Raw genomic sequence first — 22,970 nt, forward strand, 5'->3', positions numbered from 1 at the left:
ATAAAAAGTTTTGAGTTTGTTTTTAATGAAAATGAAAGGTTGGTTTTAAAAATTCAATATCATAATTATTGCCTATGCTGATTGAATTCTTTCAGTTCAAAATAGCAATCTTCACAGATTAATTTTATATTGGCAAATTCTTCAGATTCCTCATTCCATCCTTTATATTGTAGTCTTACTTTTTCACATTCATCGCACCATGCCTGGAAATCCTTCTCGTCATCCAGTTCCATTCCCGGAAAAGTATCGAACGCTTCTTCAAAACCTCCGGGTGTATCAAGATTTAAATGCTGACAGACATAGGCAGGCCTTGCCAGGTTATGTTTATGGCATTCTACGGTTTTTTGTTTTAATTTTTTGATTTCCGGGGAGTTTTCGTCCATCACTTCTGTTAGAAGTATATATTTTTCGAGGTCTCCCGATGTGACTTTATAAGCCCCGATACCATTGAGGAAATAATGGGCAATGGCAATGGATTCCCAGCCATCGTATTCATCGGCAGGAAAATTTCCGGTAGACAACTTTTCATAATGATTCTCAAGTCCAAACTCCTTTATTTTCAGGGTTTCATTTTTATTCTTTTCCTCACAAGATTCATTAAACCAGCTCCACATCCAGGTATTGGTTTTCAGGGAGTAAGTTCCAACAGGTATATATTTAAAATAAATTTCCCCTTTTTTATTATACAGCTTTAGAAGTGAAGTTTCACTGTCATAGTACCATCTGGAATAAGACTGAATGTGGTAAGTATCTTCTAATCTGTTTTGAAGCTCAATAAGTCGGCTGAACTGTTCTTCACAAAAATCTGTATATTCCATATTTTTATTTTCTGTCCCCATCTTTGATTAATAGGCTGTTTCCGAACTGAATTTTTTTGATAAATCTTTTGGTGTCTGCTGAGCTTACATTTTCTTTTAATGTTTTATGCCTGCTTAATAAACCGCTAACCGGAAAAACGGGAGGAAGAAAAGAGGGTGATTTTGTCATAGGTCATATTTTTTATTTAAATATTCTGCCAATCCCCTCAGAAAATTTTGATGTTGACAAATTTATGAATTATAAAGGGAATTTAATAACACATAACAAAAAAGAAGGGTAAATTATTATTCAGCTCATTTATTCCTGAAAGATTGTACTGTAAAAAATGATAGTTGCGCAATTATTAAGAGTCATATAAATTAAAACATAATTGTAAAGCCCTCGATGAGGAGTTGGTGAAATCATATTGTGAAGAAAAAGGGGAATTTACGGATCATTTATAATTCATATTATTCCTGAATTCTTTTGGAGATACCCCGCTTTTTCTTTTAAAAAACTTACCAAAAGCCGACTGATCCGAAAAATTAAGCTGTAAGGCAACCTGCTGAATGGAAAGTTCCGGCTGTTTTAATAATTGCTGCGCTTCACTGTAAACCAGCTGGAAAATGAAGTCGGATACGGTTTGTCCTGTAAGGCGCTTCACGATCTGGGTGAGATAATGGGTGGAAATAGGGATGGATTGGGCATAAAATTCTACCTTATGCTCTGTTTTATAATGATTAACCAGTAAATCCAGGAACTGCCGGAAATAGATTTCTTCCCGTGAAGGATTCTCGGTCTTATTCTCATATAATTTTTCAAGGGTATTGGTAAGATCAAGAAAAAAAATACGAAGGCTGTTCAGGATCATTTCTTTCAGGTAGTGATGTCCTTCGGTATCTATGACTTCTTCTGCGAACTCAATTCTTTTTTTTAACAGATTAAAATCATGGGCAGGTAGAGGAACAACCGGATTCCTATACATCCTGACCCCGTATTTTATCCTTTTGTACAGCATGTCACCGGAATACATCTCATTGATGTAATCTTTCCCGATGTATAAAGTACAGCCTGTAAAATCCTCACTTAAAGCTTTGATTGTAAAGAAATGTCCGAATGATAATAAGATAATTTCTCCCTGATTTATTTGATAATCTTTAAAATTAATCTCTATCGTTCCTGTTCCATTTAAAACCAAAATAAATAAAGTGGATTTCAAATAAATATCTGAATTTCTGAAAGGAATGAGATCTTTTCTCTGCCAGTGGAGAATACTCATGTTTTCTATTAATTTTCCTTTGTATTCAGGGTTGAGGAAAAGCTCATGATCATCTCTTACTAATGCTTCTTCTTTCATGGGAGTAGGATTATGCAGATGTAAAAATATTCATTTTAAACTAATTTTGCCCCTATTGGGAAGAATATTTTCAAGGCTAATATTTCGAATTTTGCAGCACGAAATTTTATCACCATGATTAATGCAATTTTATGAAATATATGTGGAATAAATTTATTTATATGCTGTGTTTTCTGGCTTCTACCGGGTGGTTTTGGAGTCAGCACCCGATACTAAATGCAAGTCTTCAAGATCTTTTTGTCCTTGCTGATGAGCAGAACAGGGATCTGAAAATACTGGACAATAATGAAAAAATTGCGGAAGAAGCTATAAAGGAGGAAAAACAAAAGCTGCTGCCTTCGCTGGAAACTTCACTTTTCTTTTCTTATAACGGAGATGGATGGATGTCGGACCGGAACTTTTCAAACGGATTCAGAGCCCCGATTCCTGACTTTGGAAACAATTTTGCGCTGGAAGCAAAGCAGTTGATCTATGCGGGTGGAGCAGCCAGTGCAGGGATTGAACTAGCAAGGCTGGGACATGATTATTCCAAGCTGGAAACTGAAAAGAACAGGCAGAACATCCGATTTGCCATTACGGGATATTATCTGGAAATGCTTAAACTTCAAAATCAGAGATTGGTTATTGAAAAAAATATTGTGCAGACCCAAAAAATGATTGACCAGATTCAGGCAAAAACCAATCAGGGAGTAGCCCTGAAAAATAATGTTACCCGCTATGAACTGCAGCTGCAATCTCTTAATGTATCACTCTTACAGCTTAATAATTCGGTGACCCTATTGAATAATGAGCTGGTTAAAATACTGAACCTTCCTTCCGGAACCCTTCTTGAACTGAAAAAGGAAGATACACTTGAAGATCCTGAGTCCGTTGGGGAAGAATCCTGGAAGGAAAGGGCTGATAGCAGTTCTCCCTTACTGAAACAGGTAGCGCTGAGTATAGAAATGTCCAGAAAAAAAGAAAAAATTGTTAAATCCGAGAAACTTCCCCAGGTATTTGCTTTTGCGGCAGATTATCTTGATGGCCCTATTATGGTGGAAGTTCCTCCCATTAATAAAAACCTGAATTACTGGTATGTGGGAGTAGGTATCAAATACAATATCTCTTCCCTGTATAAAAATGAAACAAAGACGAAACAGGCCCGGCTGGCTACTCTGAATGTACAGGAAAATGAGAGCAGGGTAAAAGAACAGCTGGCCAATGACGTAGAAGCAGCCAGAATAAAATATATGGAAACCATTGATATTTACAAAACAAGGCTGAAAAATATAGAATTGGCAACACAAAATTATGGCGTCGTAAAAAGCCGTTACCTTAATGATCTTGCCCTGATCACGGAAATGCTTGATGCTGAAAATACCAAAATCGATGCAGAATTACAGGCAGCCAATGCACAGATCAATATTCTTTTCCATTATTATCAGCTTAAAAAATTATCAGGAACCCTTTAAAAGAGAATCATCATGAAACATAAAACTAAAAAAAACATTTATAATAGTATTGTCATCATATTGCTTATCGTAGGATTGGTATGGGTAGGCTCAAAATTTTTTCATTTTGGAAACGTTGAATACACCGATAATGCACAGGTGAAACAGCTTATTGTTCCCGTTAATTCCAGGGTACAGGGATATATCAGAGAGGTCCGGTTTAATGAATATCAGCCTGTTAAAAAAGGAGATACCTTATTGATTATCGAAGACTCTGAATTCCGGTATCGTGTAGCACAGGCGGAAGCGGATTACAAAAACGCACTTGCCGGAAAAAATATTACTTCCTCTTCAGTAAGAACATCTGCTAATAATATTGCCGTTTCTGATGCCGGATTAGGAGAAGTTAAAGCCTTGCTCGCCAATGCGGAAATGGATGACAGGAGATATAAAGTTTTATTGAACCAGGATGCGGTTACCAAACAGGAATACGATGCTATTCATACCAAATACCTGGCGCTGAAAGCAAAATATGAAACCTTAAATCGTCAGAAAGAAACGACGGTTTTAGTGACTCATGAACAGAATACGAGATTGGAGCAGAACGAAGCCGCTATTCAGCTTGCCAAATCCGCCTTGGATCTGGCTAAGCTCAATCTTTCATATACTGTAATAGTGGCGCCCAGTGACGGTTATATGGGAAGAAAAAATATTCAGGTGGGGCAGCTGATCCAGCCCGGGCAGTCTGTGGGCGATCTTGTAGACAATAATGACAAATGGATTATTGCAAATTATAAAGAAACCCAGACCCATCATATTGCAGAAGGTCAGGAAGTGGAACTCGAGGTGGATGCTTTACCCGGAACCAAATTACAGGGGATAGTAAAGTCCATAGCCAATGCTACGGGAGCCAGCTTCTCAGTCATTCCACAGGATAATTCTGCCGGAAATTTTGTGAAGGTAGAGCAGCGGATTCCTGTGAGAATTGAGCTTTCAAAAAATAATAAGCCTGAACTTATCCGAAAGCTAAGAGCAGGAATGAATGTAGAATGTACCGTTAAATATTAAATATGCATCATCCGACAGGCCCTTTTACAATACCGGCAATTAATAATTATGTCCCCGAAAAGATAAAACCCTGGATCTTTATTTTCTTTCTGGTGATCATCCAGTTTTCCGGAGGTGGTGTCTACCTTGCTGCTCTCAATGAAACGGTGGGAGACCGTGCTCTTATGCTTGAAGATGTCCTGATGGCGGGTTTTTCTTCTATGGCGGGTATGGCTTTGGTATTTACGATTATGCTGAGGTTAAAAATGCGTTTTATCAGTAAATATGCTTTATTGATCTGCTGTTCCGCTTTGATCCTCTGTAATATTATTTGTCTTACCACAGACAATCTTTTTATTCTTATAGCAGCTTGTTTTGTGGCCGGAATGTTCAGGATGTGGGCTACATTTGAATGTAATTCCACCATTCAGCTATGGATTACACCGACCCGGGATATGCCTGTGTTCTTTTCCTATGTTTATTTGCTGGTGAATGGAGTGATTTCACTTGGAACAGCGGGAGGTATGTATGTGTCGTTGTTGACGAACTGGCAGTTTGTTAACTGGATTGTGATCGGTGCGTTGCTTTTTATGATGTTACTTGTGATGCTTTTATTTAATGATAAAAGGTTTATGCCGAAATTTCCGCTTTTCGGGATCGACTGGCTGGGTGCATTGATGTGGGGGATGATTCTTTTAACGGTTAATTTTATCTGTATTTACGGAGAGCATTATGATTGGTGGTATTCTGAAGAAATCCGTACGGCGAGTATTTTATTAATAGTATTATTAGGGTTAAATCTTTACCGGGCATCTTTTATACGGCACCCGTTTATTGCGTTGGCTACTTTCAGATATAAAGTGGTCTTTCATTCTTTGATTTTATATACAGTGATAGACTTTTTCATTGCTCCTTCCCATATCCTGGAACATATTTATTTTGAGGAACTATTACAATATGATGCAGAGCATATGATATGGCTAAATGTCGTCAGTTGGTTTGGAGTAGCGGCAGGTGCCTGCTTCGTGTACCGTTTCTTTGCCGTTAAGAAGCATTCATTTAAAACTACTTTTATGATAGGTTTTTCCGCCATACTTTCTTATGAAGTGATCATGTATTTTCTGATTGATATGAATACGGTGAAAGAGCTGTTTATTGTTCCTTTATTTGTAAGAAATTTCGGATATGTAGTAATTGCGGTGGTTTTACTGTCAGACCTTATGAAAGTTCCTTTTCATCATTTTTTTCAGGCACTTTCCGTACAGTCATTTATGAGTGCTGCCTGCGGAGGATCCATTGGAATGGCGGTATTGCGCTGTATTTTAAATATAATCTCAGCCAAAAACTTTCAGCAGATCACGGCAACCATGGACAGTGTAAATACACGGCTGCATGGAATAAGTCACAGGGAACTGGAACATAGGATTGAAGCTCAGACCCTCCTGGTGTCCTTTAAAGAAATATATGGCTACCTGGTGATTGGCGGAATTATAATGGGAATACTTCTGATGATTTATAAATATTCTTACTTCCCGAGAAATCTGGTTTGGCCTACAATGAAGACGATCAATAAAATGCTGAAAAAAGAAATAAGCTGATTCAGATTTTTCATTGAAAACGTGTCTTCGGATGCGTTTTCTTTTTAGTGTATATTATTCGGCTTCTGCTGTCAGTTCGTTTTCAATGACTTTTTTGCGGTGCTGTACTCCCCATTTATGCAATGCTTCTATTACTTCTGAAAGAGTTTCACTGTAAGGGGTCAGGGAGTATTCTACACTGATAGGCTTGGTATCTAATACTTTACGGTTGACTAGTCCGTTCATTTCAAGTTCCTGAAGTTCTTTGGATAATATTCTTGGACTGATCCCCGCTTCCCTGGAAAGCTCCCTGAATCTTTTTTTTCCTTCTGAGGTCAGGATGGAAATAAGTACCAGCTTCCATTTTCCACCTACTATATCAAGGGTGTCTCGTATGGCAAGTCTGGCTTTTATGCAAGCTTCATCATGCAGGTCCTCACAAAATTTTTTTTTATTCATGCTATCCTTTTTGTAACTGCTATCCTTTTTGTAACAGGTTACAAATGTATAACATTTAACTGTAACTTTGCTTAAAAACAGGATATTAACATTAAAATTTATACCATATGAATCTTTTAAAAAACACAACGATAGGAAACTTTGCATTGAAAAACAGAATGGTAATGGCTCCCATGACCCGTAGCCGGGCTGATGAAAATGGAGTGGTAGGAGATCTTACGGTACTGTATTATACACAGAGAGCAGGAGCTGGGCTGATTATTTCCGAAGGAATTAATATTTCCGAACAGGCATTGGGAAGTCCGTGGACACCGGGAATTTATTCGAAAGAGCAGATTGAAGCATGGAAAAAAGTAACACAATCCGTTCATGATAAAGGAGGATTGATTTTTGCACAGCTTTTTCATAGCGGTCGTGTAGGACATTCTATAGATAAAAAAGGAGATCTTCCCGTAGCTCCTTCTGCAGTTGCTATATCGGGGCAGCAGCATTTTACTTCCGAGGGATTAAAGGATTATGAAGTTCCAAGAGCATTAACGACGGCTGAGATAAAGCAGATTGTAAAAGATTATAAGCAGGCAGCTATTAATGCTATTGAAGCAGGATTTGACGGTGTGGAGCTGCATGCTGCTTTCGGATATCTCCCGAATGAGTTTTTGTCGGAAAGTGCCAACCAGAGAACGGATGAATACGGGGGAAGTGTGGAGAACAGAAACCGGTTCGTAATAGAAGTAATGAAAGAGCTGGCTGATGCAGTGGGAGAAGGAAAAGCGGCTATAAAGCTGTCACCTACCAATACTTACAATTCAATAGAAAATTCTGATCCTGAAGCTCAGTTTGTACCTCTTATAAAAGAACTTAATAAACTGCCATTGACCTATATTCATCTAATGAATGCGATGACCCCGCTGGATAGCCATCCTCAATATCCGAAAAATGTAATGGAAACATTTGGAAAGGTAGCTGAACATCCTGTTATTGCAAATGCCGGTTACAACAGGGAAACGGGAGAAGAAGAACTGAAAAGGGGAATTGCGGATCTGATTTCTTATGGAGTTCTGTTCCTGGCTAACCCTGATCTTCCTATACGTTTTGAAAAAGGTGCGGAACTAAACAAACCGGATCGTGATACCATGTTTGGAGGTGGAGAGCACGGATATACCGATTATCCTTTCCTTGGATCATAATGGAAAAAACATCTATAAAAATAAGCCTGTACCTTCAGGTTTATTTTTGTATATCTTCCATCTCGAAAGATAACCGGGTTTCTTAAATAAAAAATTACTGAAAAGCGATAGGCGTATTTCTTTGTATTTTTACCTAAGTGGTAGAATATTAGGTTATTAAGGTAATAACGTAAATTCAATATGTCTATTTTTAAAATTTAATTAAAATTCATATTCTAAAATCTGTAAAACCTGTAAATTTGTAGCCATTAAAATGTCATTAGATGGTTAGGAATATTTCATTGGCGGCAATTACTTTCTTGTCCGTTATTACAATCAATGCTCAGAGGAACAGAAGTACACAGTTGGAAAGACCCAAATTGGTAGTGGGGCTAGTCGTGGATCAGATGCGTTGGGATTATCTGTATCGTTATTACGATAAATTTGGAAATGATGGATTTAAAAGATTAATGAATACGGGCTATTCCCTCAATAATGTCCATATCAACTATGTGCCTACGGTAACGGCATTAGGGCATACCAGCATTTATACAGGTTCGGTTCCGGCTATTCACGGTATTGCAGGAAATGACTGGACTGATAAGGAAACCGGTAAGAATGTATATTGTACTGCGGATGAGAATGTTCAGCCTGTGGGTACGACTAATAAAAAAGTGGGAAGCCATTCTCCTAAAAACCTTTGGTCTACAACAGTAACCGACGAATTGAGATTGGCTACAAATTTTCAGGGTAAGGTAATCGGGGTTTCCTTAAAAGACAGGGCTTCTATTCTCCCTGCGGGGCATACGCCTACGGGAGCTTTCTGGTTTGATGATTCTTCCGGGAATTTCATTACCAGTACATGGTATATGAATGATCTGCCTCAGTGGCTGAAAAGCTTCAATGCTCAGGATTTACCGGATAAGCTGGTTGCTAATGGATGGAATACTATGCTTCCAATTAGTCAATATACGGAAAGTTCACCTGATAATTCCCCATGGGAAGGACTTTTAGGAAGTGCTAAAACTCCTACGTTTCCTTATAATAATTTGGCCGCTGATTACAGCGCGAGAAAAGATAATATCCGCTATACCCCTTTTGGAAATACTTTGACTTTAAAGCTGGCAGCAGCTTCTGTAGAAGGAGAGAAGTTGGGAGGAGATAATATTACGGATTTCTTGGCGGTCAATCTGGCTTCTACCGATTATGCGGGACATAAGTTCGGGCCTAATTCTATTGAAGTGCAGGATGTCTATCTAAGATTGGATAAAGATCTGGCAGAGTTTTTTAACTATCTGGATTCAAAAGTAGGAAAAGGCCAGTATACGGTCTTTCTTTCCGCAGATCACGGGGGAGCACATTCCGTAGGGTTCCTGAAGGAGCATAAACTGCCGACAGGGTTTTTCGGAGAAGGAATGGAGCAGGCTATAGGTCAGAAACTTAAAGATAAATTCGGAGTGGATAAGCTGATCAATGGGGTGGATAACTATCAGATTTATTTTGACAGGAAATTATTGAAAGAGCATGATATAGAATTAGATGATGTAGTTGAATTTACGGTTCATGAGCTTGAAAAAGACCCTACTGTTCTCTATGCAGTACCGGTAACCAAAGTACAGGAAGCTACGATCCCCGAACCTATCAAACAAAGAATTATCAACGGAATCAACAGACAGAGAAGTGGTGACATCCAGTTGATCTCTCATGACTCCATGCTGCCGCCTTATGCAAAAACAGGAACTACGCATAGCGTATGGAATTCTTATGACTCGCATGTTCCTTTATTATTTATGGGATGGGGCATCAATCATGGAGAAAGCAATAAACCTTATAATATGACCGATATTGCACCTACGGTTTCAGCATTACTGAAAATACAGTTCCCGAGTGGAAGTATAGGAAACCCTATAGATGAAGCTTTGGTGAAATAAAAGATCGTCCATATACAATTCAAGCATTCCTGAAAAGGGATGCTTTTTATTTATAGGTTGTTGAAGATTATTCTGATATTCCGGTTTTGTTTTTTGAAGGGAAAAAGTAAAAATATATAATGAATAAACCTCTTACAAAGGACTGCCTTTCTTTTTCTTTACATTTTTAATTTTCCGGATTATGGCTATGGAGGGAATGGTTAGTTGAGCTGAATTTGTTAAGATTTTAAATTAACCCCCGGCCTATGAAATAGGCCGGGGGTATATTATTCTGTTATATCACCTTCATCTTCTTCATCTTCATACTGTTCAAGGAAATAGCTGAATGTAAAGCCTTCTGTTTCCTCTTCCGCATCTTCAAGGGTGGTGAGAAGATCTTCAAAAATTTCAAGCTGATCGACGCTCATATTCACAAACTCCAAATGGAGAGGAAGTTCTATGTCTCCGGTGATTACATCATAGAGAGCGTCAAGGTTATCCCCGAAATGTTCCGGTAAAGAAACCTTTTCTTTTAATTGAGAATAAAAATCTTCATAGTCTCCTATGTCGGTAAAATCTATATATATTGTTTTCATATCGAACTGAATTTCCAATTTTTAGTTATTAATAGGGATTTGCATTTTTTGTCATTGCGAGGAGCAAAGCGACGAAGCAATCTCAATAAGGATTCATGATATCTTTGATACTTTCCGTTAAATCTTTCCATTCCGGATTTAAGGAATTGATTAAAGCTAATTTTTTTTGTCTTGATCCTGCTTTTATTTGTTTCTCCCGAAAAATAGCATCTCCAATATCTTGAAAAGCTTCCCAATATACCAGCTTATGAAGGTTGTATCTTGCGGTGAAACTATAAGGATGAAGTTGATCTTTATGCTCTTGGATACGTAAGGGCAAATTTGAAGTTACTCCTGTATAAAGGGTTGTATTATTTTTATTGGTCATGATATAAATAAAGCCCACTTTCATTTGTGTTGGTTTGAATTTAAAGATTACTTCGTCGCTTTGCTCCTCGCAATGACATATCGTTACTGTTTTTCAAAGCTTTTATAATGATTTTTAGTAAGATAAACATCCCCTTTTTTGGTGAAGACAATACGGTCAGAATTTCGGTTGCCACAGTGATAATTTACATCCGCTTCAAAATATTTCTCACCTTTCGGAAGACTTCCTTCCCGGTTACTGAACTTATCTCCTCCAATAGCTTTTCCCGGCAGCACCTCGCAAAGATTTCCTTTTGAAGCATTCCAGCCGGACTGCCTGGCTTCATTTTTAGTGATGTAATAATCCGGAAGCCTGTGGTTTTGTTTTATATAGCTGATCACGGTTTTTTCCTCCGTAAGTTGATCAATAGATGTCTGTCCGGAATATTGTTTATTTCCGTTTAGGGAAGTTTCCGGTTTCGTATAGCCGGAATTATTTACCTTTTCAATTTTGTAATTATTAAAAAGATAGAACAATAGTATTCCTGCCAGCGCTCCGATGATAAAAACCGAATATATCTTAAATTTATTATTCATGATAACTCTCACTTTAATCGTTTCTCCACTCCTCCGGAATATCACAGATCGGAATAGGGTTCATTTTATGCTGCGCAGCCTTGTGCATGCGGTCAAATATCAGGAACACTTCTTTATCTCTTCCTTCATAATCCTCTGCAGTCTTGTTGGGGTATTCTTTTTGAATTTTTTCAAGCTCGGGATAAGTAGCTCCTATCTGATCTTCATCGGTTCTCTCTGCATCCCACAAACCATCGGTAGGAATAGCATTTTGAATACTTTCTATAAGATCCAGGTCTTTGGCAAGTTTGTACACTTCCGTTTTGTAGAGATCGGCAATAGGAGAGACATCTACACCGCCATCTCCATATTTAGTGTAAAATCCGATTCCGAAATCTTCCACCTTATTTCCTGTTCCGCAAACCAAAAGTCCGTGAAGCTGTCCGAAATAATAAAGGGTTAACATTCTGAAACGTGATCGTGTATTGGCCAATGCCAGGTTATTGCTCCATCTTCCTTCAACATGATCTTCAACCACACTTTCAAAAGTTTCGAAAACAGGAGTAAGATTTATGGTTTCTCCCTGTACATTGGGAAATCTTTTTTTGAGGTCTTCAATATGTTCCTGAGCGCGGTTTACCTGATCCGGTTTCTGGCGGATAGGCATTTCAAGAAGTAGAACTTCCAGTCCCGTCATAGCACAAAGCGTAGAAACCACTCCAGAATCTACACCTCCGGAAACTCCTATTACATACCCTTTTACACCTGCTTTTACGGCATAGTCTTTAAGCCAGCTTACAATATGATCGATTACTTTTTGTGTTTGCATTATTTATCTGTTTATTTTTTAAAATCAGTTTTATTTCTATTTAAAAGAAAAAGAAGTATCAAAAATACTGGTTTTTTTAGTATTTGAACCCACCGTATTACACGAACCCGTAATTTTTCAAGGTTCCGCACCGAAGATCATTACATTTGCACTTCCCTTTTTTATGGCTGTTTCTTTTATTTTATTTCCTCCTACATTGAGGGTCTGAAGATTATTATTTTCTGAAATGTCCAGATTCTGAATGTGGTTGTGTTCTAAGTTGAGCCTTCTCAGACTTTTCAGTGAACTGACATCCATATTTTTTAATTGATTTAAAGATAAGGTAAGCTGATCGATTTTTGGAATGTCCTTTAAATAAATACTTTCCAAATTGTTTTGATCAAGGTATAAAGAGGTTAAGCTTTTTAGGCTTTCTCCTTTAAAAACAGATATTTTGCATTGCGTACAGGAAAACAGTTCCAATTGACCGTTATTTTTTAAGGATAAACTGGAAATGGAATTTTCATCCAGGAGAATCATTTTTGCATTGGGGAAAAATTGAAGATCCTCTGCGGAAGAAATCCCTTTTTTTACTAAAAACAACTGCAAAACGGCCTGGGCTTCATTTTTATCCAAGAAGCCATCTTTGTTGGAATCATAATTTTCTACTACTGCTTTTTCAAAGTTTTTGTCTTTGAAACTGAGTTTCTGACTCCTTACCCACACGAGCGAAAAGAAGCAGAAGAGTATAGCAAATATTTTCTTTTTCCTCATCAAATTGTATTATAATCCTTATTTTTGTGAATCAAAATTTGTGTAAAAATAATGAAGATTTTCAGAATTGTTGCGCTTTCTTCCCTTTTAGTTTTAAGTTTGAATTCCTGTAAAAAGAACACCGACAACCCATGGAAAGTGGAAGTGAAGAACCCGGCGGAAAAAGTAGAAATAACTGATATTTCTAAAGAGCTTTATGATCCTAAGGTTTCACTGGATCAGTTTAAAGTCCGGTTTCCCTGGTTCCAGGGAACGGTAAGTGATGAAGACTTTGTTAAACGAAGAGTGGATGCAGAAGAGATCAAATTGTATAAAGAGGCTATTGCTAAAATAGATGGGCAAAAGCTTCAGACCGAACTGCATGATTTGTTTTCCCATATCAAATATTATTTTCCCCAGTTTAAAAGTCCCAAAGTATATCTGTTTTCTTCAGCCTTACAGATGGCACAGGATCCCATATTTTATGATGCTAAAGGAAATCAGTTATTTATAGATATTACAGGCTTCATGGGAGAGAATAATCCTAATTATAAAGGGCTCGAAATATACTTTCAAAAGTCGATGAACCCGCAGAATATCGTTCCTAAGGTTTCTCAGATTTTTGCTGAAAATATTGTAACAGAATCTCCGGATCATCAGAAATTTATAGATCAGCTTGTTCTGAACGGAAAGATAATGATCCTTCAGGATGCTTTTTTACCGGATACACCTGATTATCTGAAGATGAATTATACACAAAAACAATATGACTGGGCGGTAGCGAATGAAGCGAATGTCTGGAATTATTTTGTGGAAAATAATTTAATTTTCAGTGATGATGCAAGATTAGTGGAGCGCTTTATTGCACCCGCTCCTTTTTCAAAATTTTATACAGCCATTGATAATGAATCCTCACCCCAGATCGGTATTTTTACAGGTTGGCAGATTGCTAAATCCTATTTTAATCAAAAACCTGAAACCAAGCTGGTGGAATTCCTGAAAATGGATGGTACGACTGTATTTAATCAATCGGGTTATAAGCCCACAATGAAACAATAAAACAATTAGAAAAAATAGAAAATGCGAAAGACTCAAATAACAATAGATGTAGAATTAGACGAAAATCATATTCCTGAAACGATCAGCTGGAATGCTCAGGATGGCGGTATCGAAAAAGAGGAAACCAAGGCCACTATGATTTCAGTTTGGGATGATAAAGCTATGGAAGCTTTACGAATTGATCTTTGGACTAAAGAAATGCCTGTAGATCAGATGAAAATGTTTATTCATCAGATATTGATTTCCTTGGGGAATACTTATCAGAGGGCAACAGGAGAAGAAGATGTGGCACAGTGGATGGAGCAGATGGCAGAAGAATTTGCAATCAAATCAGCAATCAAAATGTAAAATGAAATCTATTCAGAGGTGGGCGTTATAATCATTATAATGAAACCGGGTAGATGGGTAAATTATAAAAATTATGAATTTTAATACAAAAGTTATACACGGAGGGCAGCACCATGAGTCTGCAACAGGTTCTGTAAATGTTCCTGTATTTTTGACCTCTACATTTGCACAGAAAAGCCCGGGAGTTCATTCGGGCTATGAATATTCAAGAGCGGCAAACCCTACAAGACAGGCGTTGGAGGATTCTTTGGCCAGTATAGAAAACGGAGCCAGAGGTTTGGCTTTCGGGTCGGGATTGGCAGCTATTGATTGTGTTTTGAAATTATTAAATCCTGGAGATGAAGTGGTGGCCGTAGATGATTTATACGGAGGAACTTACAGAATGTTTACCAGGCTTTTTGAAAAATATCAGTTGAAATTTACCTTCGTGAATTTTGATGATGTTTCTAAAATTAAAGATGTAATCACCGATAAAACGAAACTGATCTGGGTGGAAACCCCTACCAACCCGTTAATGAAGCTGGTAGATATCAAAGCAGTGGTAGATGTAGCGAAAGGGAAGAATATTTTAGTAGCGGTAGATAATACTTTTGCAACCCCTTATATTCAGAGACCTTTGGATTTGGGTGCTGATATTGTCATGCATTCCGCAACAAAATACCTGGGAGGGCATTCGGATGTTATTGCCGGGGCATTAATTGCCAAAGATGCTGAACTGGGAGAAAAATTACACTTTATACAGTTTGCGAGCGGAGGGATCTTAGGGCCTCATGATTCTTATCTGGTATTGAGAGGTATTAAAACTTTAGCTCTTAGAATGCAGAGACATTCGGATAACGGTTTGGCCATAGCCCGATATTTAGAACAGCATCCTGCTGTGGATAAAGTAATTTATCCCGGATTGGAATCTCACCCTCAGTATGAACTGGCTAAGTCTCAGATGAAAGAATTTGGAGGAATGGTATCTTTCACTTTTAAATCAGGAAAAAAAGATGATGCGATTAAATTTTTAGAAAAGCTTAAAGTTTTCACGCTGGCAGAATCGTTAGGCGGTGTTGAATCCTTAGCCAATCATCCGGCTTTAATGACCCATGCTTCCATTCCTGCTGAAAAAAGAGCGGAACTTGGAATTACCGATGATTTAATCCGTCTAAGTGTAGGTATTGAAGATGCGGAGGATCTTATTGCCGATTTAGAAAAATCATTTTAAAAATATACATAATGAGAAGGATTTTCATTTTATTGCTTCTCAGTTTTTTCAGTCAGGATCTGTATTCGCAGGTAAAAACGACCGACGAATTATACAAAACGGCTCAAAAACTGGATAGTTTGATATTCAATGTAGGATATAATAAATGTGATCTTTCTCATTATGATTCCATTATCAGTAACGACCTGGAATTTTATCATGATAAAGGAGGAATTACAAATGGAAAAGAAGCATTTATTGCATCTATTAAAAATAATATTTGCGGAGCACCCAATAAAATAAAAAGAGAACTCGTTCCCAATACCATGAAGGTTTATCCCCTGTATGATCATAAAGTTTTATATGCATTCATCCAGGAAGGAGAACATGAATTTTTTGAATACTTTAAAGAAAAGTGGAACAAAGGAAGCAGTGCTAAATTCACTATATTATGGATTTTAGAGGATGGGCAATGGAAAATGAAAAGAGTTCTGAGCTATGACCATAATTAAAGATAAACATGAAAAACACCAGAAAAGCGAGTATTCAGGATTTAACATCCTTAGCCGAATTATTTGATCAGTACAGGATTTTTTATCATAAAGAAACTGATCTTAAAGGAGCCGAAACATTTTTAAAAGAAAGAATTGAAAATAAAGATTCTGAAATTTTTGTAGCTAAGGAAGGTGAAAAATTAGTAGGTTTTGTACAGTTATACCCGTTATTTTCTTCTACACGAATGAGCCGCTACTGGCTTTTGAATGATTTGTATGTTAATGAAGACTACCGGGGGAAAGGATATTCAAAAGAGCTGATAGAAGAAGCTAAAGAAATATGTAAACAAACCCATGCAGCAGGAGTATTACTCGAAACAAGCAAGACGAATGTAGTCGGAAATCAATTATATCCGGCATGTGGATTTGAGCTTTATGATGAGGTTAATTTCTACGAGTGGACCAATCCTGAATTATAAAAAAAACGATAAGAAATATGACTCCATTTGAACAATATATCAAAGGATATTCAGATCTCATTCCATCCGGAAACTGGCTGGAAGAAATGAAAACTTCTGGACAGAAGACTTTAAAAATATATAAGGAACTTACCGAGGACCAATCTCATTTTGCGTATGCCGAAGGAAAATGGACTTTAAAAGAACTGCTTCTTCACTTATCCGATACGGAAAGGGTTTTCCAATACAGAGCATTAGCTTTTGCCAGGGGTGAAAAAGCACAATTACCAGGATTTGATGAAAATATATATGCTGGAAATTCTCATGCCAATGAAAGATCCCTGAAATCTTTAATAGAAGAATATGAGCTAATCAGAAGATTATCCCAGCTGACTTTTGAAACATTCAATCACAATGTACTTGAAAATAAAGGAAATGCAAACGGTAATGAAATTTCTGTGGAAACACTTGGGAAATTAATTGTTGGGCATAATTATCATCACCTTCATATTATTGAGGAAAGGTATTTGCCTAACCTATAGGTAAATGTTCTTTTAAATAATAAAATAATATCAATTGAAACGGGCTTTAGCCCGTTTTCTTATTTTAAACTTAATAAAGGCTTTAGCCAAAACTTACTAAGATTTTTTATTTTTAAAAAAACAATACAAATGCCTTTTATTAAAATTTATATTCATCTTGTTTTTTCTACCCAAAACAGAACACCCTATCTCAATACTTTGGATTTAAGAATTAAGGTTTGGAAACACATTAAAGAAAATTGTTCTCAAAAAGGAATTTACATGGATATGGTCAATGGCTATTCAGACCACTGTCATTGTTTATTATCCCTGGGCTCTAACCAGAATATAGAAAAGATTGTACAGCTCATAAAAGGAGAATCCTCTCACTGGATTAATAAAAATCAATTAACTGCAGAAAAATTCGGCTGGCAGAATGATTATTTTGCACTTTCTGTTTCGGAATCGATGCTTGACTTAATTAGGAATTATATTAAAAATCAGGAAAAACATCATAAGAAGAAAACATTTACAGAAGAATATCAGGAGTTTATAGATAAGTATGGATTTGGAAAATAAGTTTCGGCTAAAGCCTGGATGGATTTTCTTTATTTAAAATGGGCTAAAGCCCATTCCCCCTTGAATAAATTATTATTTCTAGTATAAGATTTGTAAATTTACACCTCCTTAATCAATTAATTTTTTTGTTTTTAAAAACAATTGTTTAATGGAAATTATAGCTGAAATGGAAAAAATAATAGAAATCTTAAAATCTGGCGGAACCATTCTTTATCCTACGGATACCATTTGGGGAATTGGCTGTGATGCGACGAATGTAGAAGCGGTCAATAAAATTTTTGAAATAAAGAAAAGGGAAAAAAATAAGTCTATGATTATCCTGGTGGAATCTGAAAAGAGATTGCAGGATTTGGTAGATGTTCCGGAGATGGCTTGGGAAATCATTGACCTGAGTGAAAAGCCGGTTACTATTGTTTATGAAAATCCTAGGGGACTTCCTAAGGAACTTCTGGCAGAAGATGGGAGTATTGGCATCCGGTTGGTAAAAAATGATTTCTGTAAAAAGCTCATTTCAAAATTAAATAGGCCTATTGTTTCTACATCCGCTAACTTCAGTGGGGATAAAAGTCCGATGAAGTTTTCGGATATTTCTTCTGAGATGGTTAATCTTGTGGATTATGCGGTGGAAGAGGACAGGGAGAAAGTTTCAAAATATTCGGGGTCGTCTGTTATTAAGATCTGGAATGATAACAGGATAAAGGTACTTAGAGAATAAAAATAAGATTAATTATCTTTGCAAAATCTTTAACCATTAAGGTGTTAGGAAAATTGAGTTATAAAGCTTGTGAATCTTAACCTCTTAGTGGTTTTACATTAAATAATAAACCTGATGCTTATTAACTTAAATCAAAATAAAAACTTAAAGCTTTTTAAACTCATTTCTGAAGTGGCTGCTGATCAACATCAGACTGTATATATCGTAGGAGGGTATGTACGGGATTTACTGATGAAAAGAAAGGCATCTACGGATATTGATTTTGTTACGGAGCAGAGTGGGATAGAACTGGCTCAGCAGATAGCAGCTAAAATAGATCCTAAGCTCAAGGTATCGGTTTTTAAGACCTATGGAACGGCTATGCTGAAATATAAAGAGCTGGAGCTGGAGTTTGTCGGGGCCCGTAAAGAGAGCTATACCGAAAACAGCCGGAAGCCGGAAGTGGAAGGAGGAACATTGGAAGATGATCAGAAAAGAAGGGACTTTACTATTAATGCCATGGCAATTTCTTTAAATAAAGATAATTTTGGAGAATTAATGGATCCCTTCAATGGGATTGATGATTTGGAGAAAGGGATTTTGAGAACACCTTTGGAACCTGCTCAGACCTATTCGGATGATCCTTTGAGGATGATGAGAGCTATTCGTTTTGCCTCTACTTTACAATTTATGATAGAGGAAAATTCCCTGTCAGCCATAAAGAAGGAGGTGGAAAGGATTAAAATTGTTTCCATGGAGCGCATTATGGTTGAATTTAACAAGATCATGCTTTCGGAGAAGCCGTCGGTAGGCTTGAAATTAATGGAAGAAACAGGACTATTGAAATTGATCATTCCTGAGCTGGTTGAATTAAAAGGAATTGAAGAAATAGAAGGGCAGACTCATAAAGATAATTTTTACCATACCTTGGAAGTGGTGGATAATATTTCTGAAAATACGGATAACCTTTGGCTGCGTTGGTCGGCATTGCTGCATGATGTAGGAAAAGCGCCGACCAAAAAATTTGTAGAAGGGACAGGATGGACTTTTCATGGACACGAATTTTTGGGCTCAAAGATGGTGAAGAACCTTTTTCAGCGGTTGAAATTGCCGTTGGGAAATGATATGAGATATGTTCAGAAGATGGTAAAGCTCTCATCAAGGCCTATTGCGCTTATTACAGATGATGCATCCGATTCAGCATTAAGAAGATTATTATTCGATGCAGGAGAAGACTTGGAAGACCTTTTTACCCTGTGTAAGGCGGATATCACCACTAAAAATTCCAGAAAGCAGGAAAAATTCAAAAGAAACTTTGAATATGTTGCGGTAAAAATAAAAGAAGTGGAGGAAAAAGACCATGTAAGGAACTTTCAGCCCCCTATTTCGGGAGAGGAAATTATGGAAATGTTTAGCCTTAAACCTGGAAGGGAAATAGGAATTCTTAAAGAAAAAGTAAAAGAAGCGATCCTGGAAGGAGACATTGCGAATGATAAAGAAGAAGCAAAGAAATTCGTCATTGCAGAAGCTGAAAAATTAGGGCTGTCCCTTTAACATAAAAAAATACCGGACTGTTCATGAACAGTCCGGAAAAAACACAAATGATATAAAAAAGTAGAAAATTATATTGAGATTAATATAATCTTTCTATTAGTTTACAAAGAATCCGTTAGAACCTTTACCTGCTGTAAAAGTTTTAATCTTGGATCCTGTTGTTGAATATACTGTAATTTCACTATCCTCAGTGAAGCCTTTCACATCGGAAGTAAAGATTTTGTCATCGATAACGCTAAATCCATGCAGGGTATAATACGGACCGCCGTCTACAGCCGTAAACAACGGACTTGAAGGGACGGTAGTAGCATTCACATCCATGCTGTATACTTTATTATCAGAACTGAAATAAAATTTTCCGTTCGCAAGCTGGAGATTCGTAGCGTTTGAAATTCCTGTCAATGTAGTGGTTTTTGTAATATTTCCTGTGCTAGATATTTGGTAAATATAAGAATCTGTAGCTCCCGATGCAATAGTATATACCATAGAATTGCTGGAAATTGTAGAATTTATATTTCCGTCAGGCAAAGTGGTTACAGATTGTATCTCATTATTGGCTGTATTAATGTGAGTGATAGTGTTTCCATATCCATAAGAGGCATTTTGTACGAAAATGTCACCACCTGCTTCTACAACCTTTTCCACGGCTGCTGTAAACGCTATTTTCTTTACAAAAGACAGATCGGAAACCTTATAAATACTCACATACTTGTCACCACCATATTGGTCATTCGTTACATACAGGTAATTATTGGCAACAGCCATATAGCGGGGCTGATTGACCTGATCGGTTATTTCACCCGTTTTTTTGAAGGTATATCGGTTGACAACCTGGATTTTATTGGAGTTGTTCAGTAAAAGATAGGCATTATCTCCGTTAAAGGTAATAGTTTGCAAAACATCTCCCAGGCTGGCGTTGTTGTTATTGCCTGAAAAAATATTATCCTGCTTTACATTGAGATCTTTGCTGATAAATGTTACCTCGGCATTAGGGGTTCCAAAATTTCCTTCATTAGCAATAAAGAAGCCATTTTCATAGGTGATAGCTAAATTATTATCATCATCATCATTGCTACAGGAAACGTTGAAAACTAATGTCAACGCAAAAAAAAGAGGTAAAAGTTGAGTTATTTTCATACTATTTTAAATTAAAAATTTATTGTTGCTGAAATACTGTAATTCCTTATGGGAAGAGGATAATAGGCGACGGTCTTATAAATGGCATTCGTGATATTGTTCACCTTGAATCCCAGGGTATATTTTTTGAGCAGAGTCACAGAGGTCCCTGCATTTAATACAAAATAAGGATCAAGGGCATCACTTCTTTTTTCATCGCTGGTGGTATAGGTAAGTCCGTTGTACATTCCCTGCACGTACACCCTGAAAAAGCTATATTGATAATCAATATTCCCAACAGCTTTATGCAGCGGGACATACATCATTTGCATGTCATTTTCTTTATTTATGGACCGGGAATAAGTATATCCGAAATTAAATTTAAATAAATGATCATTGAACTTCTGATTAAAATGCAGTTGAGATTCCAGCCCGTAAGACTCCACTTTATGAGTATTAAAGGGAGACCAATATCCATTAGCAGTAGGAAGCCAGCTGATATAATCCGAGATATTCATATAATACGGACTTAAAGTAAGCCTTATCCTTCCCAACTGAAATTCATGATCCATATCAGCCTGGATGGAAGTTTCCGATTTCAGATCCAGATTACCGCCCGGCTGCCAGTAAAGTTCATTGAAGGTAGGAAATCTGAAATTCCTGGAAAGACTGACTCCCAGCCTGTACCACTTTGAAGTATTCCATTTTCCCGAAAAAGAAAAAAGAAGGGGAGAGCTGATGTCCTCCACGAATTCTTTCTTTATACCCGCTTCAAAACGCAGATCATCAGTGGCAAAGTATCTTATTAAACCTGCCAGCCCTCCTACATTCCTGCTAACCTTATCAATACCGGTATCGTAGCCTTCTCCTTTATTAACCTGAAATTCAGTGATGATATTTACATTGAGCTTAGGGAGAATAAAATAATTGAAATCATTTTTCAGAATATAATTCTTTCCGGTCGCACCGCTGGTTTTAGGAGCGTTGTACACCCCGAAATACTGAAAGTTTTCTTCCGTATAAGCAGCTTTGAAGCTATTGGAAAGCTTATAGGTATTAATATCCCAGGATAGTAAGCTCCGGGTGCTTTGGGTTTCATATTTCGTTTTATTTCCGTTTTCAATAAAAATGGGATAGTGCTGGGAAGAATCAAAAAACTGACTCTGCCAGGAAACCGTCTGATGAGGTAGTATCTTATAAGAGATCCCTACATTGAAACCCGTATTATAATATTGTCCGTTGCGGTTGATATAATCATTTTCTTCCTCTACTTTATAATCATTTCGGCTGATCGAATGATTTCCTGAAATTTTAAAGCTTAATTTATCATCGCTAAAGGAAATTTTAGCAAAATTATTATAAGTGTCAAAAGACCCGTATTCAGAATATATAGAGGCATTAAACCCTCTGTTGAAACTTAGATCATTATTTAAATGAATACTTCCGCCCATAGCGGAACTTCCGTAAATTACACTTCCTCCCCCCGATTTGATATCGATTTGGTCATACCCAAATAAAGAAATATTATTGATATCACCCTGGCCTAGAAATGACGAATTGATATTGATCCCGTTCCATACAAAGGCAGTATGATTGGCTCCGGTTCCCCGGAATGAAGGAGAGGAAACAGCTCCCCGTCCGTTTTCCTTAATATATACAGCCGATTGAAAACGTAAAAGTTCGGAAAGGTTGGTAGAGTTTTTTTCCACATCTTGTGGAGTAAGGGTGTTTACCGTATGAAAAAGTTTCACCCTTTTCATCTGGTTGTCGAAGATATATACCGTATCAATAGCCTTTTCCTGTCCTGAACACAGAAAAGAGGTGCATAATGGCAAAAGAAATAATAAAGACCTTTTTATATTCATACTGTTTACTTTTCCTCCGAAAGCAAGAATAGTTAAAATTATCTTCTGGCAGGTCTCCTGACTTTCGCATTCCACACCTTCCCGTTGTTACACAGTGGTTTGTCGTAGAACTTTATAGCGCGATTTACAGTTGCGGGGACAGTTCAGGTATTTCACCTGATTCCCTTTTAATTTCAATTTCTTGAAAACCAAAATTTTTGCAAATATAATCTTTTAAAAAGAATCACCAATTTTATTTTCCGATAATATCTTTTCTGATGAAATGGAGAGG

At 37.0% G+C, this 22,970-nt stretch carries 25 protein-coding genes and 1 riboswitch; of the genes, 14 read left to right on the forward strand and 11 right to left on the reverse strand.

Features of this window, described 5'->3' with window-relative positions; all coding sequences use genetic code 11:
- Positions 1-65: 65 nt before the first annotated feature.
- From ABJ974_RS04485 to ABJ974_RS04495, 3 genes are all read right to left on the reverse strand, one after another.
- Positions 66-818 (reverse strand): DUF6882 domain-containing protein, encoded by a 753-nt coding sequence (locus tag ABJ974_RS04485; RefSeq protein WP_419870189.1) that lies wholly within the window; start codon positions 816-818, stop codon positions 66-68.
- A 4-nt stretch (positions 819-822) separates the two neighbouring features.
- Positions 823-987, reverse strand: coding sequence for a hypothetical protein (locus ABJ974_RS04490; protein ID WP_419870190.1), 165 nt, complete (start codon positions 985-987; stop codon positions 823-825).
- Positions 988-1,252: 265 nt separating this feature from the next.
- Entirely contained in the window at positions 1,253-2,155 is a 903-nt protein-coding gene (locus ABJ974_RS04495; RefSeq protein WP_419870191.1) for a helix-turn-helix domain-containing protein, read from the reverse strand.
- 161 nt (positions 2,156-2,316) lie between these two features.
- On the opposite strand from ABJ974_RS04495, the gene ABJ974_RS04500 reads away from it, so the two are divergent.
- The 3 genes from ABJ974_RS04500 to ABJ974_RS04510 are packed head-to-tail and all read left to right on the forward strand — an operon-like array spanning position 2,317 to position 6,230.
- Positions 2,317-3,606 carry a TolC family protein gene (locus ABJ974_RS04500; protein ID WP_419870192.1) on the forward strand — a complete coding sequence of 430 codons (1,290 nt, stop codon included), beginning with the start codon at positions 2,317-2,319 and terminating at the stop codon, positions 3,604-3,606.
- A 12-nt stretch (positions 3,607-3,618) separates the two neighbouring features.
- The gene (locus ABJ974_RS04505) at positions 3,619-4,653 is read left to right on the forward strand and encodes an HlyD family secretion protein (protein ID WP_419870193.1); all 1,035 of its coding nucleotides are present in this window, start codon (positions 3,619-3,621) and stop codon (positions 4,651-4,653) included.
- 2 nt (positions 4,654-4,655) lie between these two features.
- Positions 4,656-6,230: an MFS transporter gene (locus ABJ974_RS04510; RefSeq protein WP_419870194.1), complete on the forward strand. Its 1,575-nt coding sequence runs from the start codon at positions 4,656-4,658 to the stop codon at positions 6,228-6,230.
- 54 nt (positions 6,231-6,284) lie between these two features.
- Here ABJ974_RS04510 and ABJ974_RS04515 read toward each other — a convergent pair whose 3' ends face one another.
- Complete coding sequence (locus ABJ974_RS04515) at positions 6,285-6,668, reverse strand: winged helix-turn-helix transcriptional regulator (RefSeq protein ID WP_419870195.1); 384 nt, start codon at positions 6,666-6,668, stop codon at positions 6,285-6,287.
- Positions 6,669-6,775: 107 nt separating this feature from the next.
- Between ABJ974_RS04515 and ABJ974_RS04520 the strand changes: the two genes are divergently transcribed.
- Together ABJ974_RS04520 and pafA are read left to right on the forward strand one after the other, a co-directional pair.
- Positions 6,776-7,855, forward strand: coding sequence for an alkene reductase (locus ABJ974_RS04520; RefSeq protein ID WP_419870196.1), 1,080 nt, complete (start codon positions 6,776-6,778; stop codon positions 7,853-7,855).
- 263 nt (positions 7,856-8,118) lie between these two features.
- Positions 8,119-9,765 (forward strand): alkaline phosphatase PafA, encoded by a 1,647-nt coding sequence (pafA, locus tag ABJ974_RS04525; protein ID WP_419870197.1) that lies wholly within the window; start codon positions 8,119-8,121, stop codon positions 9,763-9,765.
- Between the two features lie 266 nt (positions 9,766-10,031).
- On the opposite strand, the gene ABJ974_RS04530 is transcribed toward pafA, so the two are convergent.
- The 5 genes from ABJ974_RS04530 to ABJ974_RS04550 form a co-directional block, all read right to left on the reverse strand.
- Positions 10,032-10,340 (reverse strand): barstar family protein, encoded by a 309-nt coding sequence (locus tag ABJ974_RS04530; RefSeq protein WP_419870198.1) that lies wholly within the window; start codon positions 10,338-10,340, stop codon positions 10,032-10,034.
- 82 nt (positions 10,341-10,422) lie between these two features.
- Positions 10,423-10,731, reverse strand: coding sequence for a GIY-YIG nuclease family protein (locus ABJ974_RS04535; RefSeq protein WP_419870199.1), 309 nt, complete (start codon positions 10,729-10,731; stop codon positions 10,423-10,425).
- Between the two features lie 59 nt (positions 10,732-10,790).
- Positions 10,791-11,282, reverse strand: a complete 492-nt coding sequence (locus ABJ974_RS04540) for a ribonuclease domain-containing protein (RefSeq protein ID WP_419870200.1) — start codon at positions 11,280-11,282, stop codon at positions 10,791-10,793.
- A gap of 13 nt (positions 11,283-11,295) precedes the next feature.
- A complete protein-coding gene (gene nadE, locus ABJ974_RS04545) occupies positions 11,296-12,090 on the reverse strand; it encodes an NAD(+) synthase (RefSeq protein ID WP_419870201.1) in 795 nt (264 codons plus the stop codon).
- A gap of 117 nt (positions 12,091-12,207) precedes the next feature.
- A complete protein-coding gene (locus ABJ974_RS04550) occupies positions 12,208-12,843 on the reverse strand; it encodes a leucine-rich repeat domain-containing protein (protein WP_419870202.1) in 636 nt (211 codons plus the stop codon).
- A gap of 51 nt (positions 12,844-12,894) precedes the next feature.
- Here ABJ974_RS04550 and gldB point away from each other — a divergent pair, with 51 nt between their 5' ends.
- The 9 genes from gldB to ABJ974_RS04595 all read left to right on the forward strand — a co-directional run bounded on the left by gldB (position 12,895) and on the right by ABJ974_RS04595 (position 19,718).
- On the forward strand, positions 12,895-13,881 hold the full coding sequence (gene gldB, locus ABJ974_RS04555) for a gliding motility lipoprotein GldB (protein WP_419870203.1): 987 nt from the start codon (positions 12,895-12,897) through the stop codon (positions 13,879-13,881).
- A gap of 21 nt (positions 13,882-13,902) precedes the next feature.
- Positions 13,903-14,229 (forward strand): gliding motility protein GldC, encoded by a 327-nt coding sequence (gene gldC, locus ABJ974_RS04560; protein ID WP_419870204.1) that lies wholly within the window; start codon positions 13,903-13,905, stop codon positions 14,227-14,229.
- A 73-nt stretch (positions 14,230-14,302) separates the two neighbouring features.
- The gene (locus tag ABJ974_RS04565; RefSeq protein WP_419870205.1) at positions 14,303-15,439 is read left to right on the forward strand and encodes a cystathionine gamma-synthase; all 1,137 of its coding nucleotides are present in this window, start codon (positions 14,303-14,305) and stop codon (positions 15,437-15,439) included.
- 11 nt (positions 15,440-15,450) lie between these two features.
- Positions 15,451-15,930, forward strand: a complete 480-nt coding sequence (locus ABJ974_RS04570) for a nuclear transport factor 2 family protein (protein WP_419870206.1) — start codon at positions 15,451-15,453, stop codon at positions 15,928-15,930.
- 8 nt (positions 15,931-15,938) lie between these two features.
- Positions 15,939-16,391 (forward strand): GNAT family N-acetyltransferase, encoded by a 453-nt coding sequence (locus ABJ974_RS04575; RefSeq protein WP_419870207.1) that lies wholly within the window; start codon positions 15,939-15,941, stop codon positions 16,389-16,391.
- 17 nt (positions 16,392-16,408) lie between these two features.
- On the forward strand, positions 16,409-16,912 hold the full coding sequence (locus ABJ974_RS04580; RefSeq protein WP_419870208.1) for a DinB family protein: 504 nt from the start codon (positions 16,409-16,411) through the stop codon (positions 16,910-16,912).
- A gap of 129 nt (positions 16,913-17,041) precedes the next feature.
- Positions 17,042-17,470, forward strand: a complete 429-nt coding sequence (tnpA, locus tag ABJ974_RS04585) for an IS200/IS605 family transposase (protein WP_419870209.1) — start codon at positions 17,042-17,044, stop codon at positions 17,468-17,470.
- 166 nt (positions 17,471-17,636) lie between these two features.
- Positions 17,637-18,185, forward strand: a complete 549-nt coding sequence (locus ABJ974_RS04590) for an L-threonylcarbamoyladenylate synthase (RefSeq protein ID WP_419870946.1) — start codon at positions 17,637-17,639, stop codon at positions 18,183-18,185.
- 114 nt (positions 18,186-18,299) lie between these two features.
- Complete coding sequence (locus ABJ974_RS04595) at positions 18,300-19,718, forward strand: CCA tRNA nucleotidyltransferase (protein ID WP_419870210.1); 1,419 nt, start codon at positions 18,300-18,302, stop codon at positions 19,716-19,718.
- Between the two features lie 96 nt (positions 19,719-19,814).
- Here the strand turns inward: ABJ974_RS04595 and ABJ974_RS04600 are convergent, their stop codons facing one another.
- Together ABJ974_RS04600 and ABJ974_RS04605 are read right to left on the reverse strand one after the other, a co-directional pair.
- Positions 19,815-20,855 carry a DUF5074 domain-containing protein gene (locus tag ABJ974_RS04600; protein ID WP_419870211.1) on the reverse strand — a complete coding sequence of 347 codons (1,041 nt, stop codon included), beginning with the start codon at positions 20,853-20,855 and terminating at the stop codon, positions 19,815-19,817.
- Positions 20,856-20,866: 11 nt separating this feature from the next.
- On the reverse strand, positions 20,867-22,774 hold the full coding sequence (locus ABJ974_RS04605) for a TonB-dependent receptor plug domain-containing protein (RefSeq protein WP_459077260.1): 1,908 nt from the start codon (positions 22,772-22,774) through the stop codon (positions 20,867-20,869).
- A riboswitch (cobalamin riboswitch) is annotated at positions 22,730-22,907 on the reverse strand. It overlaps the preceding gene by 45 nt.
- Positions 22,908-22,970 lie beyond the last annotated feature (63 nt).

The organism is Chryseobacterium sp. CT-SW4, assembly GCF_048572715.1.
GTDB lineage: Bacteria > Bacteroidota > Bacteroidia > Flavobacteriales > Weeksellaceae > Chryseobacterium.